Origin of the sequence: Streptomyces sp. NBC_00322 (genome assembly GCF_036147535.1) — a bacterium.
Classification (GTDB): Bacteria; Actinomycetota; Actinomycetes; order Streptomycetales; family Streptomycetaceae; genus Streptomyces.
The window spans coordinates 2881004-2894703 of sequence record NZ_CP108019.1 but is presented as its reverse complement, the minus strand read 5'-3'; the positions used below and the strand labels follow the sequence as shown (position 1 = coordinate 2894703).

General features: G+C 70.6%; 10 protein-coding genes. 9 read left to right on the top strand and 1 reads right to left on the bottom strand.

Annotation, left to right across the window (positions count from 1 at the left end; translation table 11 throughout):
* Window positions 1-6: 6 nt before the first annotated feature.
* From OG905_RS12915 to gatB, 8 genes are all read left to right on the top strand, one after another.
* The gene (locus OG905_RS12915; protein ID WP_328668105.1) at window positions 7-696 is read left to right on the top strand and encodes an SDR family oxidoreductase; all 690 of its coding nucleotides are present in this window, start codon (window positions 7-9) and stop codon (window positions 694-696) included.
* Complete coding sequence (locus tag OG905_RS12910; protein ID WP_328668104.1) at window positions 693-1688, top strand: methionine synthase; 996 nt, start codon at window positions 693-695, stop codon at window positions 1686-1688. The genes OG905_RS12915 and OG905_RS12910 overlap by 4 nt, the downstream gene beginning before the upstream one ends.
* 15 nt (window positions 1689-1703) lie before the next feature.
* A complete protein-coding gene (gene ligA, locus OG905_RS12905) occupies window positions 1704-3887 on the top strand; it encodes an NAD-dependent DNA ligase LigA (protein WP_328668102.1) in 2184 nt (727 codons plus the stop codon).
* 316 nt (window positions 3888-4203) lie between these two features.
* Window positions 4204-6339, top strand: coding sequence for a putative bifunctional diguanylate cyclase/phosphodiesterase (locus tag OG905_RS12900; RefSeq protein WP_328668100.1), 2136 nt, complete (start codon window positions 4204-4206; stop codon window positions 6337-6339).
* 130 nt (window positions 6340-6469) lie between these two features.
* Window positions 6470-6766 (top strand): Asp-tRNA(Asn)/Glu-tRNA(Gln) amidotransferase subunit GatC, encoded by a 297-nt coding sequence (gatC, locus tag OG905_RS12895; RefSeq protein WP_016642027.1) that lies wholly within the window; start codon window positions 6470-6472, stop codon window positions 6764-6766.
* A gap of 5 nt (window positions 6767-6771) precedes the next feature.
* A complete protein-coding gene (gatA, locus tag OG905_RS12890) occupies window positions 6772-8277 on the top strand; it encodes an Asp-tRNA(Asn)/Glu-tRNA(Gln) amidotransferase subunit GatA (protein WP_266488596.1) in 1506 nt (501 codons plus the stop codon).
* Complete coding sequence (locus tag OG905_RS12885) at window positions 8274-8516, top strand: hypothetical protein (RefSeq protein WP_266488598.1); 243 nt, start codon at window positions 8274-8276, stop codon at window positions 8514-8516. Before gatA ends, OG905_RS12885 begins: the two co-directional genes overlap by 4 nt.
* Window positions 8517-8532: 16 nt before the next feature.
* The gene (gene gatB / locus OG905_RS12880; RefSeq protein ID WP_328668050.1) at window positions 8533-10041 is read left to right on the top strand and encodes an Asp-tRNA(Asn)/Glu-tRNA(Gln) amidotransferase subunit GatB; all 1509 of its coding nucleotides are present in this window, start codon (window positions 8533-8535) and stop codon (window positions 10039-10041) included.
* Between the two features lie 339 nt (window positions 10042-10380).
* Here gatB and OG905_RS12875 read toward each other — a convergent pair whose 3' ends face one another.
* A complete protein-coding gene (locus OG905_RS12875; RefSeq protein ID WP_328668049.1) occupies window positions 10381-11280 on the bottom strand; it encodes a hypothetical protein in 900 nt (299 codons plus the stop codon).
* 260 nt (window positions 11281-11540) lie between these two features.
* Here OG905_RS12875 and OG905_RS12870 point away from each other — a divergent pair, with 260 nt between their 5' ends.
* The gene (locus OG905_RS12870) at window positions 11541-13643 is read left to right on the top strand and encodes a phosphocholine-specific phospholipase C (protein ID WP_328668047.1); all 2103 of its coding nucleotides are present in this window, start codon (window positions 11541-11543) and stop codon (window positions 13641-13643) included.
* The last annotated feature ends 57 nt before the right edge of the window (window positions 13644-13700 follow it).

Below are 13700 nucleotides of genomic sequence, written 5' to 3'. Positions count from 1 at the left end.
GCCCGTATGGCTACACATCTGATCACCGGGGCAGGCTCCGGCATCGGCGCGGCCGTCGCGCGCCGCCTGCACGCGCGCGGGGACGAGCTGATCCTGCTGGCACGCGACGCCGGCCGCGCCAAGGAGCTCGCCGCTCACTACGAGGGCGCCCGTACCCTCGTCGCCGACCTCGCCGACCCCGACCGGATTTCCAAGTCTCTCGGCATGCAGCCCATGCCGGAGCATCTGGACTCCCTGCTGCACATCGCGGGCATCCTCGACCTCGGCCCGATCGCGGAGCTGCGCCCCAAGACCTGGCACCAGCAGCTCAACGCCAATCTGATCTCACCTGCCGAGCTGACCCGGCTCTTCCTGCCGCACCTGCGGGCCGCCAGCGGCCAGGTGGTCTTCGTCAACTCCGGCGCCGGCCTCAACGCCCATGCGGAATGGGGCGCTTACGCCGCCTCCAAGCACGGCCTCAAGGCGCTCGCCGACTCCCTGCGCCACGAGGAGCACGGCAACGGCGTCCGGGTGACCTCGGTCTACCCGGGCCGCACCGCGAGCCCGATGCAGGCCAAGGTGCACTCCCAGGAGGGCAAGGAGTACGACGCGTCCCGCTGGATCGACCCGGAGTCCGTCGCGACGACGATCCTCATGGCCATCGACCTGCCGCGCGACGCCGAGATCAACGACGTGACGGTGCGGCCCGGGCGATGAACGTATTCCCATGGGGTCCCGCGACCGGCGTCGGATCCATGCCCGGCGGGGACGCCCGCGAAGCCGCGAAGACCGTCGCCGGATCGTTCGACGACTTTCCGCATCTGCCCGAACTGCCCGCCCGCGGGCCCGGAGCCGACATGATCGGGCGGACCATCGGGCTGCTCGTCGAGATGTACGCGCATGTCGAGCCCAGCGGCTGGCGGATCAGCGACCGGCCGGGGCGCGACACCCGCCGGGCCCGCTCCTGGCTCGGCGAGGATCTTGACGCGCTGGAGGAGCACACCCAGGGCTACGAGGGGCCGCTCAAGGTCCAGGCGGTGGGGCCCTGGACGCTCGCCGCCTCGCTGGAGCTGCGCAACGGCGAGGCGTCGCTGGGCGATCCGGGCGCCGTCCGGGACCTCGCGAGCTCGCTCACCGAGGGGCTGCGCTCGCATCTGGCTGACGTGCGCCGCCGGATTCCGGGGGCCCGCGTGGTGCTCCAGCTCGACGAGCCGTCGCTCACCGCCGTACTGCGGGGACAGATCAGGACCGCCAGTGGATATCGCACCCACAGGGCGGTGGACCGGCAGGTCGTCGAGAGCACGTTGCGGGATGTGATCGGGGTGAGCGACGAGCCCGTCACGATCCACTCGTGCGCGCCGGACGTGCCGTTCGCGCTGCTGCGCCGGGCAGGGGCCGGGGGAGTCTCGTTCGACTTCGGTCTGCTCACCGAGCGTGACGAGGATCAGATCGGTGAGGCAGTCGAAGGCGGTACGCAGCTGTTTGCGGGCGTCGTGCCGTCCAGCGATGCTCCATTGTCAGACCCTGCCGGTAGCGTCATGGGTGTCAGGACGTTGTGGCGCAGGTTGGGGCTGAGTCCGGGGACTCTGAGCGAGTCCGTGGTGATCACCCCGACATGCGGTCTCGCGGGCGCCTCACCGGCATACGCACGCGCGGCGCTCGCCCACTGCGTCCGGGCCGCGAGATCGCTCGCAGACAACCCTGAGTAACGGGAGGACGAGACGGTGGCTGTCGAACAGCAAGGGTCTGTGCCCGCCGAGGCACGGGAGAAGCATGCCCGGCTGGCCGAGCAGGTCGAGGGGCACCGCTTCCGGTATTACGTGAAGGACAGCCCCGTCATCAGCGACGGCGAGTTCGACAAGCTGCTGCGCGAGCTGGAGGCGCTGGAGGAGCAGTACTCCGAGCTGCGCACGCCCGACTCGCCGACCCAGAAGGTCTCGGGGCAGTACGAGACGGAGCTGGCGAAGGTCGAGCACCGCGAGCGGATGCTCTCCCTGGACAATGCCTTCGACGAGGGGGAACTGGCCTCCTGGGCCGAGCGCGTCGCGCGCGATGTGGGCTCCTCGGGCTACCACTTCCTGTGCGAACTCAAGGTGGACGGCCTCGCCGTGAACCTGACGTACGAGAAGGGCAGGCTGACCCGCGCGGCGACCCGCGGCGACGGTCGCGTCGGCGAGGACATCACTCCCAATGTCCGTACGATCGCGGACATTCCGGACCGGCTGCACGGGGACCATGTCCCGGATCTGGTCGAGATCCGCGGCGAGGTCTTCTTCCCGATGGACAAGTTCCAGGAACTCAACGCCCGGCGGGTGGAGGCCGGTGAGCAGCCGTACGCCAACCCGCGCAACTCCGCGTCCGGTTCGCTGCGCCAGAAGGACCCGAAGGTCACCGCGACCCTTCCGCTGCACATGGTGGTGCACGGCATCGGCGCGCGGGCGGGCTTCGACATCGACCGCCTGTCCCAGGCCTACGACTTGCTGCGCGCCTGGGGCCTGCCCACCGCCAAGCACTACAAGGTCGTGGACTCGCTGGAAGGCGTGCGGGAGTTCATCGCCTACTACGGCGAGAACCGGCACTCCATGGAGCACGAGATCGACGGCGTGGTCGTCAAGCTCGACGAGATCCCGCTCCAGGGGCGGCTCGGCTCCACCTCGCGGGCGCCGCGCTGGGCGATCGCGTGGAAGTACGCCCCGGAGGAGGTCAACACCAAGCTGGTCAACATCCGGGTCGGCGTCGGCCGCACCGGGCGCGTCACGCCGTATGCCCAGGTGGAGCCGGTCACGGTCGCGGGCTCCGAGGTCGAGTTCGCCACCCTGCACAACCAGGACGTTGTCAAGGCCAAGGGGGTGCTGATCGGCGACACGGTGGTGCTGCGCAAGGCGGGCGACGTCATTCCGGAGATCCTCGGCCCCGTCGTGGACCTGCGGGACGGCACCGAGCGGGAGTTCGTGATGCCCTCCGAGTGCCCCGAGTGCGGCACCGGGCTGCGCCCCATGAAGGAGGGCGACATCGATCTGCGCTGCCCCAACGCCCGTTCCTGCCCGGCCCAGTTGCGTGAACGTCTCTTCTACCTCGCCGGCCGCAAGTCGCTGGACATCGAGAACTTCGGCTATGTGGCCGCGGCGGCGCTCACCAAGCCCCTGGAGCCCGCGGAGCCGCCGCTGACCGACGAGGGCGATCTCTTCGACCTCACCGTCGAGCAGCTGCTGCCCATCAAGGCGTACGTCCTGGACCAGGACAGCGGACTGCCCAAGCGCGATCCGAAGACCGGCGAGGAGAAGGTCGTCACGGTCTTCGCCAACCAGCTGGGCGAGCCGAAGAAGAACGCCCTCGCGATGCTGGAGAACATCCAGGCCGCCAAGGAGCGCCCGCTGGCCCGGATCATCACGGGTCTGTCGATCCGTCATGTCGGCCCGGTCGCGGCCGAGGCGCTGGCCCGGGAGTTCCGGTCGATCGAGCGGATCGAGCAGGCCGGTGAGGAAGAGCTCGCGGCCGTCGACGGCGTGGGACCGACCATCGCAGCCTCCCTCAAGCAGTGGTTCGAGGAGGACTGGCACCGCGAGATCCTGCGCAAGTGGCGGGCGGCGGGCGTGCGCATGGAGGAAGAGGGCGCGGGCGAGGAGGAAGGCCCGCGGCCGCTGGAAGGACTCACCGTCGTCGTCACCGGCACCCTCGCCGACCACACCAGGGATGGCGCAAAAGAAGCCCTCCAGAGCCGTGGCGCGAAAGTGGCCGGTTCTGTTTCGAAGAAAACGAGCTTCGTGGTCGTCGGCGACAACCCCGGTTCCAAGTACGACAAGGCCATGCAGCTGAAGGTGCCGGTGCTGGACGAGGAGGGCTTCGCCGTACTGCTCGAACAGGGCCCGGACGCGGCCCGTGAGGCCGCTGTGCCTCCAGAGGCGTGACGGAGGGGGCGTGCGCGGGGCTTGGGAGGGGCTCGTCAAGGGGCCAAGAGGGGGCGCACGGGGCGGGAATCGGCCGCTGGATTCCGGCTCGGAACGACCGGTACAGGTCACCCGTTCAGCGCATACCAGATGGATAAGGGTGGCCAGGTCTCATTCGGGCAAGAGCTGTAGAGCGCTGCCCGTGCGAGCCCACTGCGGCCTACTGTTGAGACGTGCGCCTGTCGTGCACGGCTGCGTGGTGGGATTCCAGTCGTGGTGGCATGACAACGGGAGCCATCGCGAGGCATCGGCACCGCCGGCTGTGAGAGGGACGGGAATGAAACCGACCGAGAGCGCCGCCCCGGTCTCACGGCCGCGTGCATTCGCGGCCCTTGCGGGCATGACGCCGGGACTGCCTGTCGCCGTCGTCGTATGCGCCGCCGCACTGCTCGTCTTCGGAGTCTTCAGCACGGTAGGGGACGGGCGGGCGCTCTTCCCCGGTTCCACGGCGGGCTGGTCGCTCGCCGTCCTCACCGGGATCGTCGTCGGTCATCTTGTCGCGCTCGGCCGCGACCGCTGGTGGGGCGGCACCGGGTCCGGCGCCGCCCTCACCCTCGCCGTCCTGCTCCTGTTCGGCTGGGTGCCGGCCGGACTGGTCAGCCTCGCCGTCGTCGCCCTGGTCGGCGCCGCCCGCAGACACCGCTGGCGCCAGGGCGTGTTGCACGGCTCCGTGGACATCCTCGGGATCGGCGCGGCGGCTCTCGTCCTCGAGGTGTTCGGGGTGGAGCCGAGCGTGGAGGCGCCCTGGACGCCACTCGAATGGGGCATCGAGGCCGCCCCGGAAGTGATCCTCGCCGCCACCGCCTATCTCGTGGTCACCCGGCTGCTGTTGTGGTACGTCCTGGCCCCCCAGGGGGGCGGCCTGCCCACCGCAGCCCGTACGGCCCTGCTACGGCAGGGCCTTGTCGCGGTCGCCCTGCTCGGCATCGCCCCGCTGATCTGTGTCGTCGCCGTCGCCCTGCCGCTGCTGCTGCCCCTGTTCGCCGTACCGCTGATCGCCCTCGACTCCACGCTGTGGATCGCCCGGGCCAGAGCGGAGGAGCAGTTGCGCGACCCCCTGACGGGCCTGCCGAACCGTCAGTGGCTCCTGGAGCGGACCTGGTCCGCCCTCGCCGACGCGGAGGGCAGCGGCGCCCGTTCGGCTCTCCTGCTGATCGATCTCGACCGCTTTCGTTCCGTCAATGACACACTCGGCCATCTCGCGGGGGACCGGCTGCTGCTCCAGATAGCCGACCGGCTGAGGCTCGCCCTGCCCCGAGGCGCCGAGGCGGCCCGGCTCGGCGGCGACGAGTTCGCCGTACTGCTCCCGACCGCCGACTCCACCACCAGCGCCCAGCGCGTCGCCCGCCATCTGGTCGCCGAGCTGTCCTCGCCGCTCGATCTCGACGGGCTCACCCTCGTCCTGGAGGCGAGCGCGGGCGTCGCCGTCTTCCCCGAGCACGCACTGGACGCGGAAGGGCTCCTGCGGCGCGCGGACGTCGCGATGTACCAGGCGAAGCGGGACCGCACGGGCGTGGAGGTGTACGAGTCCAAGCGGGACAGCAACACCCCCGACCGGCTCGGCCTGCTGGGCGATCTGCGCCGGGCGCTGGACGCCGGTGACGTGGAGCTGCACTACCAGCCCAAGGTCCGCTTCGACGGCCATGTCGCCGGCCTGGAGGCGCTGGTCCGCTGGGTCCACCCGGAGCGCGGCCGGGTCCCCCCGGACGAGTTCATCGCCATCGCCGAGTCCTCGGGCCTGATGCCGCATCTGACGGAGTACGTGCTGGACACGGCCCTCGGGCAGGTTGCCAAGTGGCGCGCCCAGGGGCTGAACGTGCCGGTCGCCGTGAATGTCTCCCCCCGGGATGTCCACACCCCCGGATTCGCCGGATCCGTCGCCGCCCGCCTCGCCCGCCACGGCGTCCCGGCCGGCGCCCTCCAGCTGGAGATCACAGAACACGTCCTCCTGGAGGACCCCCAGCGCGCCGCCGACACGCTCGCCGGGCTCACCGAGCACGGCGTGAAGATGTCGCTCGACGACTTCGGCACCGGCTACTCCTCCCTCGTGCATCTGCGCAAGCTCCCCGTCAGCGAGCTCAAGATCGACCGCTCCTTCGTGGCCCGGCTCGCCGTCGACAACGAGGACGCCGAGATCGTCCGCTGCACCGTCGACCTCGCCCACTCGCTGGGCTTGCTCGTCGTCGCCGAGGGCGTCGAGGACGACGAGACCTGGGAGCGGCTGCGCGATCTGGGCTGCGACGCCGTCCAGGGGTGGCTGGTCGCGGCCGCGATGCCGCCGCAGGAGACCACGGCATGGCTGCGGGCGCGCGGCGAGCGCGGCTGGCACCGGGCCGCGGAACTGCCCGCCTCGGACGCGACGCGGCCTCCCGCCAGCCCGACCAGCGAGCCCTCCGGCCAGGTCGTTCCCTGATTCGGCGGGGTCCCGGGAGACGCCGGAGCAGGGCCCGGGAGGTCCCGGCCGCACAACCGTTTCGTGGGCAGTGGCCCGTGCCCCATAGGATTGGGCTCAAAACCGCACACTCACCCCTGAGGATCGCTGCATGCCTGGCATTACGCGCGAGGAGGTCGCCCACCTCGCCCGGCTGGCGCGTCTGGAGCTGAAGGACGAAGAGCTCGACCACTTCGCCGGACAGCTCGACGACATCATCGGCGCGGTCGCCCGCGTCTCCGAGGTCGCCGACCAAGACGTACCCCCGACCTCCCACCCGCTGCCGCTGACCAATGTCATGCGCGCGGACGAGGTTCGTCCGTCGCTCACCCCCGAGCAGGCGCTCTCCGGCGCCCCTGCCCAGGAGCAGCAGCGTTTCAAGGTGCCGCAGATCCTGGGGGAGGACTAATCACCATGACGGACACCAACGTCACCATCATCAGGCTCACCGCCGCAGAGATCGCCGCGAAGATCGCTTCCGGCGAGCTCACGGCCGTCGAGGTCACCGAGGCGCATCTGGCCAGGATCGAGGCCGTCGACGAGAAGGTGCACGCCTTCCTGCACGTCGACCGTGAGGGAGCGCTCGCGCAGGCCCGCGCCGTCGACGCCAAGCGCGAGGCGGGCGAGAAGCTCGGCCCGCTGGCCGGTGTGCCGCTCGCGCTGAAGGACATCTTCACCACCGAGGGCATCCCGACCACCGTCGGTTCCAAGATCCTCGAGGGCTGGATCCCGCCGTACGACGCGACGGTGACCAAGAAGCTCAAGGCGGCGGACGTCGTCATCCTCGGCAAGACCAACATGGACGAGTTCGCTATGGGGTCCTCCACCGAGAACAGCGCCTACGGCCCGACCGGCAACCCCTGGGACCTCACCCGTATCCCCGGCGGTTCCGGCGGCGGGTCGAGCGCGGCCCTCGCCTCGTACGAGGCACCGCTCGCCATCGGCACGGACACCGGCGGCTCCATCCGCCAGCCCGCCGCCGTCACCGGCACGGTCGGCGTCAAGCCCACCTACGGCGGCGTCTCCCGCTTCGGCATGGTCGCCTTCTCCTCCTCCCTCGACCAGGGCGGCCCCTGCGCCCGCACGGTCCTGGACGCGGCCCTGCTGCACGAGGTCATCGCCGGTCACGACCCGCTGGACTCGACGTCCATCGACGCCCCGGTCCCGCCGGTCGTCGAGGCCGCGAAGAACGGCTCGGTCGCGGGGATGCGCGTCGGCGTCGTCAAGCAGTTCCGCGGCGAGGGCTACCAGGCCGGTGTCGTCCAGCGCTTCGACGAATCCGTGGAGCTGCTGCGCGGTCTTGGCGCGACGATCGTCGAGCTGGACTGCCCGTCCTTCGACCTCGGGCTCTCCGCGTACTACCTGATCGCGCCGTCCGAGTGCTCCTCCAACCTCGCCCGCTTCGACGCCATGCGCTACGGCCTGCGGGTCGGCGACGACGGCACGAAGTCCGCAGAGGAGGTCACCGCGCTCACCCGCGAGGCCGGCTTCGGCGACGAGGTCAAGCGCCGGATCATGCTCGGTACGTACGCGCTCAGCTCCGGCTACTACGACGCGTACTACGGCTCCGCGCAGAAGGTGCGCACGCTCATCACCCGGGACTTCGAGAAGGCCTTCGAGCAGGTCGACGTGATCGTCTCGCCGACCACGCCGACCACCGCCTTCCCGATCGGCGAGCGCGCCGACGACCCGATGGCGATGTACCTCGCGGACCTGTGCACCATCCCGACCAACCTGGCCGGCAACGCCGCGATGTCGCTGCCCTGCGGCCTCGCGCCGGAGGACGGACTGCCGGTCGGACTCCAGATCATCGCCCCCGCCATGAAGGACGACCGGCTGTACAAGGTCGGCGCGGCCGTCGAGGCGGCCTTCGTGGAAAAGTGGGGCCACCCGCTGCTCGAGGAGGCTCCGTCGCTGTGACCAAGGCACTGACCAAGGCAAAGGGCTTCAAGAAGTCCAAGACCGGGACGTATCTGTCGATCGGCACCACCGCCTTCGGCGCGATCAGCGTCGCCAAGCAGGCCAAGAAGGCCCGCAACGAGGGCGACACGCTCCGGCTGATCGACGCCGCCGTATCCGCTGCCGCCATCGTCACCGGCCTGGCCCTGCTCTACCGCGAGCTGAGGCGCCTGGGCGACGACGACGTCCTGCTGGGCTGAGAGGGAAAGTTTCACCGTGACCGTCACTGAACTGGTGTCGTACGAGGACGCCCTCGCTGCCTACGACCCCGTCATGGGCCTCGAGGTCCATGTCGAACTCGGCACCAAGACCAAGATGTTCTGCGGCTGCTCGACCGAGCTGGGCGCCGAGCCCAACTCGCAGACCTGCCCGACCTGTCTCGGCATGCCCGGCTCGCTCCCGGTCGTCAACGCGATCGGCGTCGAGTCGGCCGTCAAGATCGGCCTCGCGCTGAACTGCGAGATCGCCGAGTGGTGCCGCTTCGCCCGGAAGAACTACTTCTATCCGGACATGCCGAAGAACTTCCAGACCTCGCAGTACGACGAGCCGATCGCCTTCAACGGCTATCTGGACGTCCAGCTGGAGGACGGCGAGGTCTTCCGCGTGCAGATCGAGCGCGCCCACATGGAGGAGGACACCGGCAAGTCGACGCACGTCGGCGGCGCCACCGGCCGTATCCACGGCGCGTCCCACTCCCTGCTGGACTACAACCGCGCCGGCATCCCGCTGATCGAGATCGTCACCAAGCCGATCGAAGGCGCGGGCGAGCGCGCGCCGGAGGTCGCCAAGGCGTATGTCGCCGAACTGCGCGAGCTCATCAAGGCGCTCGGTGTCTCCGAGGCCCGCATGGAGCAGGGCCAGATGCGCTGCGACGTGAACCTTTCGCTGCGCCCGCACGGCGTCGAGAAGTTCGGCACGCGCTCCGAGACGAAGAACGTCAACTCGCTGCGGTCGGTCGAGCGTGCGGCCCGCTTCGAGATCCAGCGCCACGCGGCGGTGCTCTCGTCCGGCGGCACGATCATCCAGGAGACCCGCCACTTCCACGAGGAGGACGGCTCCACGACGTCCGGCCGCGTGAAGGAGGAGGCGGAGGACTACCGGTACTTCCCGGAGCCCGACCTCGTCCCCGTCGCGCCTGCGCGCGAGTGGGTCGAGGAGCTTCGCGCCACGCTGCCCGAACTCCCGCGGGTGCGGCGGAACCGGCTGCGCGAGGAGTGGAGCGTCTCCGAGCACGACATGCAGTCGATCCTCAACGCGGGTGCGGTCGACCTGATCGTCGCCACCATCGACGCGGGTGCGGATGCCGCGTCGGCGCGCAAGTGGTGGATGGGCGAGCTCGCCCGCCGCTCCAACGAGGAGGGCGTCGAGCTGTCCTCGCTGCCCATCACCCCGGCCCAGGTGGCCCGGGTGGCGGCGCTGGTCGCGTCCGGCGACCTCAACGACAAGCTGGCCCGCCAGGTCATCGAGGGCGTGCTCGCGGGCGAGGGCGGCCCGGACGACGTCGTCGAGAAGCGCGGCCTCAAGGTCGTCTCGGACGAGGGCGCGCTCGGCGCGGCGGTCGACGAGGCGATCGCGGGCAACGCGGCGATCGCCGACAAGATCCGCGGCGGCAAGGTCGCGGCGGTCGGCGCGCTGGTGGGCGCGGTCATGAAGACGACGCGTGGCCAGGCGGACGCGGCGCGGGTCAAGGAGCTGATCCTGCAGAAGCTCGGCGTCGAGGGCTGACGCTCGCGCAACGAGAGGCGGTTCGCACCTGCGGGTGCGGGCCGCCTCCGGCGTTCCGACGGCCGCCGCCCTACGTGCCGGATGCGGTGGCGGCCGTGCCGGCGAGGCTCGGGTGCCGAGACCCGGGAGGCCGTGACCGGGGCGCCCCGGGACACCGCGCCGGACGCGCCGCGCTGAGGGGCGGGGTGCCGAGACGCAGGGCGCCGAAACACGGCGTGCCGTGCCGGCGAGGCCCCGGTGCCGAACCCGGGGAGCTTGGGACGGGCGTGCCGGGGCATCTGGCGCCGGGGCCCGGGCAACCTGGAGGCACCCGCGCCGGGCGCGGCGTTGCCCGGTGGATCAGTGGCGTATGCCCAGGCCCGGGAGCCACAGTTCGCCCCGGTCCTTGCAGCTGACATCCCTCGCGCGCAGTTCATCCGGCTCCTTCGTGCCGCGTGCCCGCAGTTCCGTGACTGCCAGGCGGGCCACCGCCGCCACCTCCGGGCGCTCCGGCTCGGGGAAGTCCGTCTGCCACCAGCCCCGGTCGAGGGACTGCCAGCCGCGTGAGTGCATCAAGCCCGCCCGCTCCGGGCTGTCCTCGCCGTCGCGGTCGTCGATGGAGACATGCAGCCCGTCCTCCAGCGCGTACGAGATCTGAAGCTGACGGCCGCGGTCCGCCCCGCTGGTCACGCTGAAGCTCGCCCAGTCGCCGCCGACCTGCACCGAAAGCTGCTCCACCCAGGCCGTGAGCAACAACTCCAGCGCGCTCTGGAAGTGTTCGAGGCTGGAGGCCATTCTCCCGCCCGGCCGCTCGATGGGCCGAACCCCCGGCCCGCTCCGGTCCAACTGCCAGACGTACGGCAGGAAGGCGAAGTCGTGCTGCTCGTCCGCCGACCAGGCGCCGCCCCAGTCGAAGGTGCGCCGTTCGTCGTTCTCCAAGGTGTCCGTGTCGTGGACCGACAGCTGCGCCCGGTGGCGGTTGCCCGCGAGCAGCACCACCCTTCCGCTGTCCCGCCAGCGGATGTTGGGTCCTTCCGCCGAGCCGCCGTAGAGCGTCGGCTCGCCGATCCGGGCCACGATCGCGGCGTACACCTCCCGGAAGGCCTCCCGCCGGTCCCGCAGCGAGGCCCCCGGGTCGTACGCCAGCACCGGAACCGGGGCCTGGTCGAAGTACGGATCGGGTGTGTCATGGAGCGTCAGGGCGAACTCCGCGGCGTCGCCGGGCCAAACGATCGGCTGGTTGGTCCCCGTGTTTTCCATGTCACCCATCGTGCCAGCCGCCACCGACAACGCCGTCCGTACGGATGGGGATTTACGGCCCCGGAACAGCACGGGTACGGCAGTCGGACAGTCTCGGGACGGCTGGGGGCGGGTAACGGCCGGTAACGCCCCCGGCAGGCCCGGCGCTCGACTGTTCTTGCGGACTCTTGGACGTTCACCGCTGCGCCCTCCGCGGGACTTCCTCAAGTCATCCGGCTTCACTACGTTCCGGGCGGTAACAGCGGAATCGGGAGGATCACTTGACCACGGACATGTCACGGCGGCGCCTGCTCGCACTCGGCACGGGCGCGCTCGGCGCCGCGGCGGCCGGGTCGCTGCTTCCCCCGTCCCTGCAGGCAGCGCTGGCCGCCGAGCCCGCGCCCGGCGGGCTGCACGCGGTCAAGCACGTGGTGATCCTCATGCAGGAGAACCGGTCCTTCGACCACTACTTCGGCACCCTGCGCGGCGTCCGCGGCTTCGGTGACCGCAACGCCGTCGAACTCCCCTCCGGCAGGCCCGTCTTCGAGCAGCCCGGCCCGCTCGGCAGCACCGTGCTGCCCTTCCCCGTCCGCGGCGCCGCCGAGACGCAGAAGCAGGACCTCCAGTACATCGGCGCCCTCGACCACTCCTGGAGCGGCGGCGCCAAGGCCTGGGCCGGCGGCTGGATGAACAACTGGGTCTCCGCCAAATCGGCCGCCACGATGGCCTATTACGACCGCCGGGACATTCCGCTGCACTACGAGCTCGCGGACATCTTCACCATCTGCGACGCGTACCACTCCTCGATCCATACGTCGACGAGCCCGAACCGCAACCACTTGTGGAGCGGGAAGACCGGCTTCGAGGCCGACGGCAAGCGCGCCGTCGACAACGATGCCTACGACGAGGGCACGCATCCCGGCTACGACTGGGGCACGTACGCCGAGCGGCTGGAGAAGGCCGGGCGGAGCTGGAAGACGTACTCCGAGTGGGAGAACTTCACCGACAACCAGATCGAGTTCTTCACCACCTTCAAGGCGATCGCCCGCGAGGCGCTCGCCAAGACCGGTGGCCACACCTTCATGGAGTCGTTCTACGCGGCCGTCCGTGACACGCAGGACACCGCCGAGCGCGATCGGCTGCTGGGCCTGCTGGAGGAAGGGGTCGCGGGCCTCACCCCGGCCGAGCGACGGCTCTTCGAGCGCGGGCTGCGCCGTGTGCCCACCGGCACGCTCGCCGAGGAGTTCGCCAAGGACGTCGCGGCGGGGACCCTGCCCGCGGTCTCCTATCTGGTGCCCTCCGCGGTCGACTCCGAGCACCCCAGCGTCTCCTCGCCCATCCACAGCGCGACGATTGTCTACAAGGTGCTCGACGCCCTCGGCTCGCACCCCGACGTCTGGCGGCACACCGTCGTCCTGATCAACTACGACGAGAACGACGGCTTCTTCGACCATGTCCCGCCGCCGGTCGCGCCGCCCGAGGTCACCGACGAGCAGTGGGGCGGCAAGCCCACCGGGCTCGGCGTGCGGGTGCCGATGCTGGTCGTCTCGCCCTGGTCGGTCGGCGGCTATGTCTGCTCCGAGGCCTTCGACCACACCTCCGTGATCCGGCTGCTGGAGAAGTGGACCGGCATCGAGGAGCCCAACATCAGCCCCTGGCGGCGCGCGGTCACCGGCGATCTGACCTCCGCCTTCGACTTCCGTCGCGGCAGGCCGCAGCCCGATGTGGACCAGCCCGGCGCGATCCCGCCGTTCACCGGCCGCTGGCGGCCCCTGCCGCCGCTGGTGCAGCACATGCCCGTACAGGAGGAGGGGACGCGGCCCGCGCGGCCGCTGCCGTACCAGCCCGACGCGCACGGCAGGATCACCGGCAGTGGCGGGACCTTCACGGTCTTCCTCAGCAACAGCGGCCGGGGGAGCGCGCACTTCGCGCTCTATCCGTACGCCGGCGAGTTCCCCGTGCCGCAGCACAAGGACGTAAGGGGCAAGGCGCAGTGGTCGGTGCCCCTTACCAAGGCCAACTACCGCTTCACGATCACCGGGCCGAACGGCTTCCGCCGTGAGTTCGCGGGCAGCGTGGGCGCCGCGGCCGAGGTCTCCTCGTCCATCGACCACCACGACCGCGATCTCCACCTCACCCTGTGCAACGACGGCAGCAAGCCGATCACGTTCACCATCCGGCCGCTGGCCTACGTCGACGAGGCCGACCTCAAGGACTGGACCCGCACGGTCACGGTCAAGCCGGGGCGCAGCCGCAGCGTCGTCCACTCGGCGGCCGACGCGCACGGCTGGTACGACATCGAGGTGACCGCCGACCGCGAAACCGGCTTCCGCCGCCGTTTGATGGGTCACATAGAGAACGGGCGAGCGAGCGTCTCGGGCTGAACCGGGAGCGTACACAGCCGCAGGTGAACGGGGGTCCGGGAGCTGAATCCGGGCCCT

Excerpts from the sequence above, each read along its gene's own strand:
- OG905_RS12915 (WP_328668105.1), top strand. The coding sequence starts at position 7 with ATGGCTACACATCTGATCACCGGGGCAGGCTCCGGCATCGGCGCGGCC.
- OG905_RS12910 (WP_328668104.1), top strand. The coding sequence starts at position 693 with ATGAACGTATTCCCATGGGGTCCCGCGACCGGCGTCGGATCCATGCCC.
- OG905_RS12900 (WP_328668100.1), top strand. The coding sequence starts at position 4,204 with ATGAAACCGACCGAGAGCGCCGCCCCGGTCTCACGGCCGCGTGCATTC.
- gatC (WP_016642027.1), top strand. The coding sequence starts at position 6,470 with ATGCCTGGCATTACGCGCGAGGAGGTCGCCCACCTCGCCCGGCTGGCG.
- gatA (WP_266488596.1), top strand. The coding sequence starts at position 6,772 with ATGACGGACACCAACGTCACCATCATCAGGCTCACCGCCGCAGAGATC.
- OG905_RS12875 (WP_328668049.1), bottom strand. The coding sequence starts at position 11,280 with ATGGAAAACACGGGGACCAACCAGCCGATCGTTTGGCCCGGCGACGCC.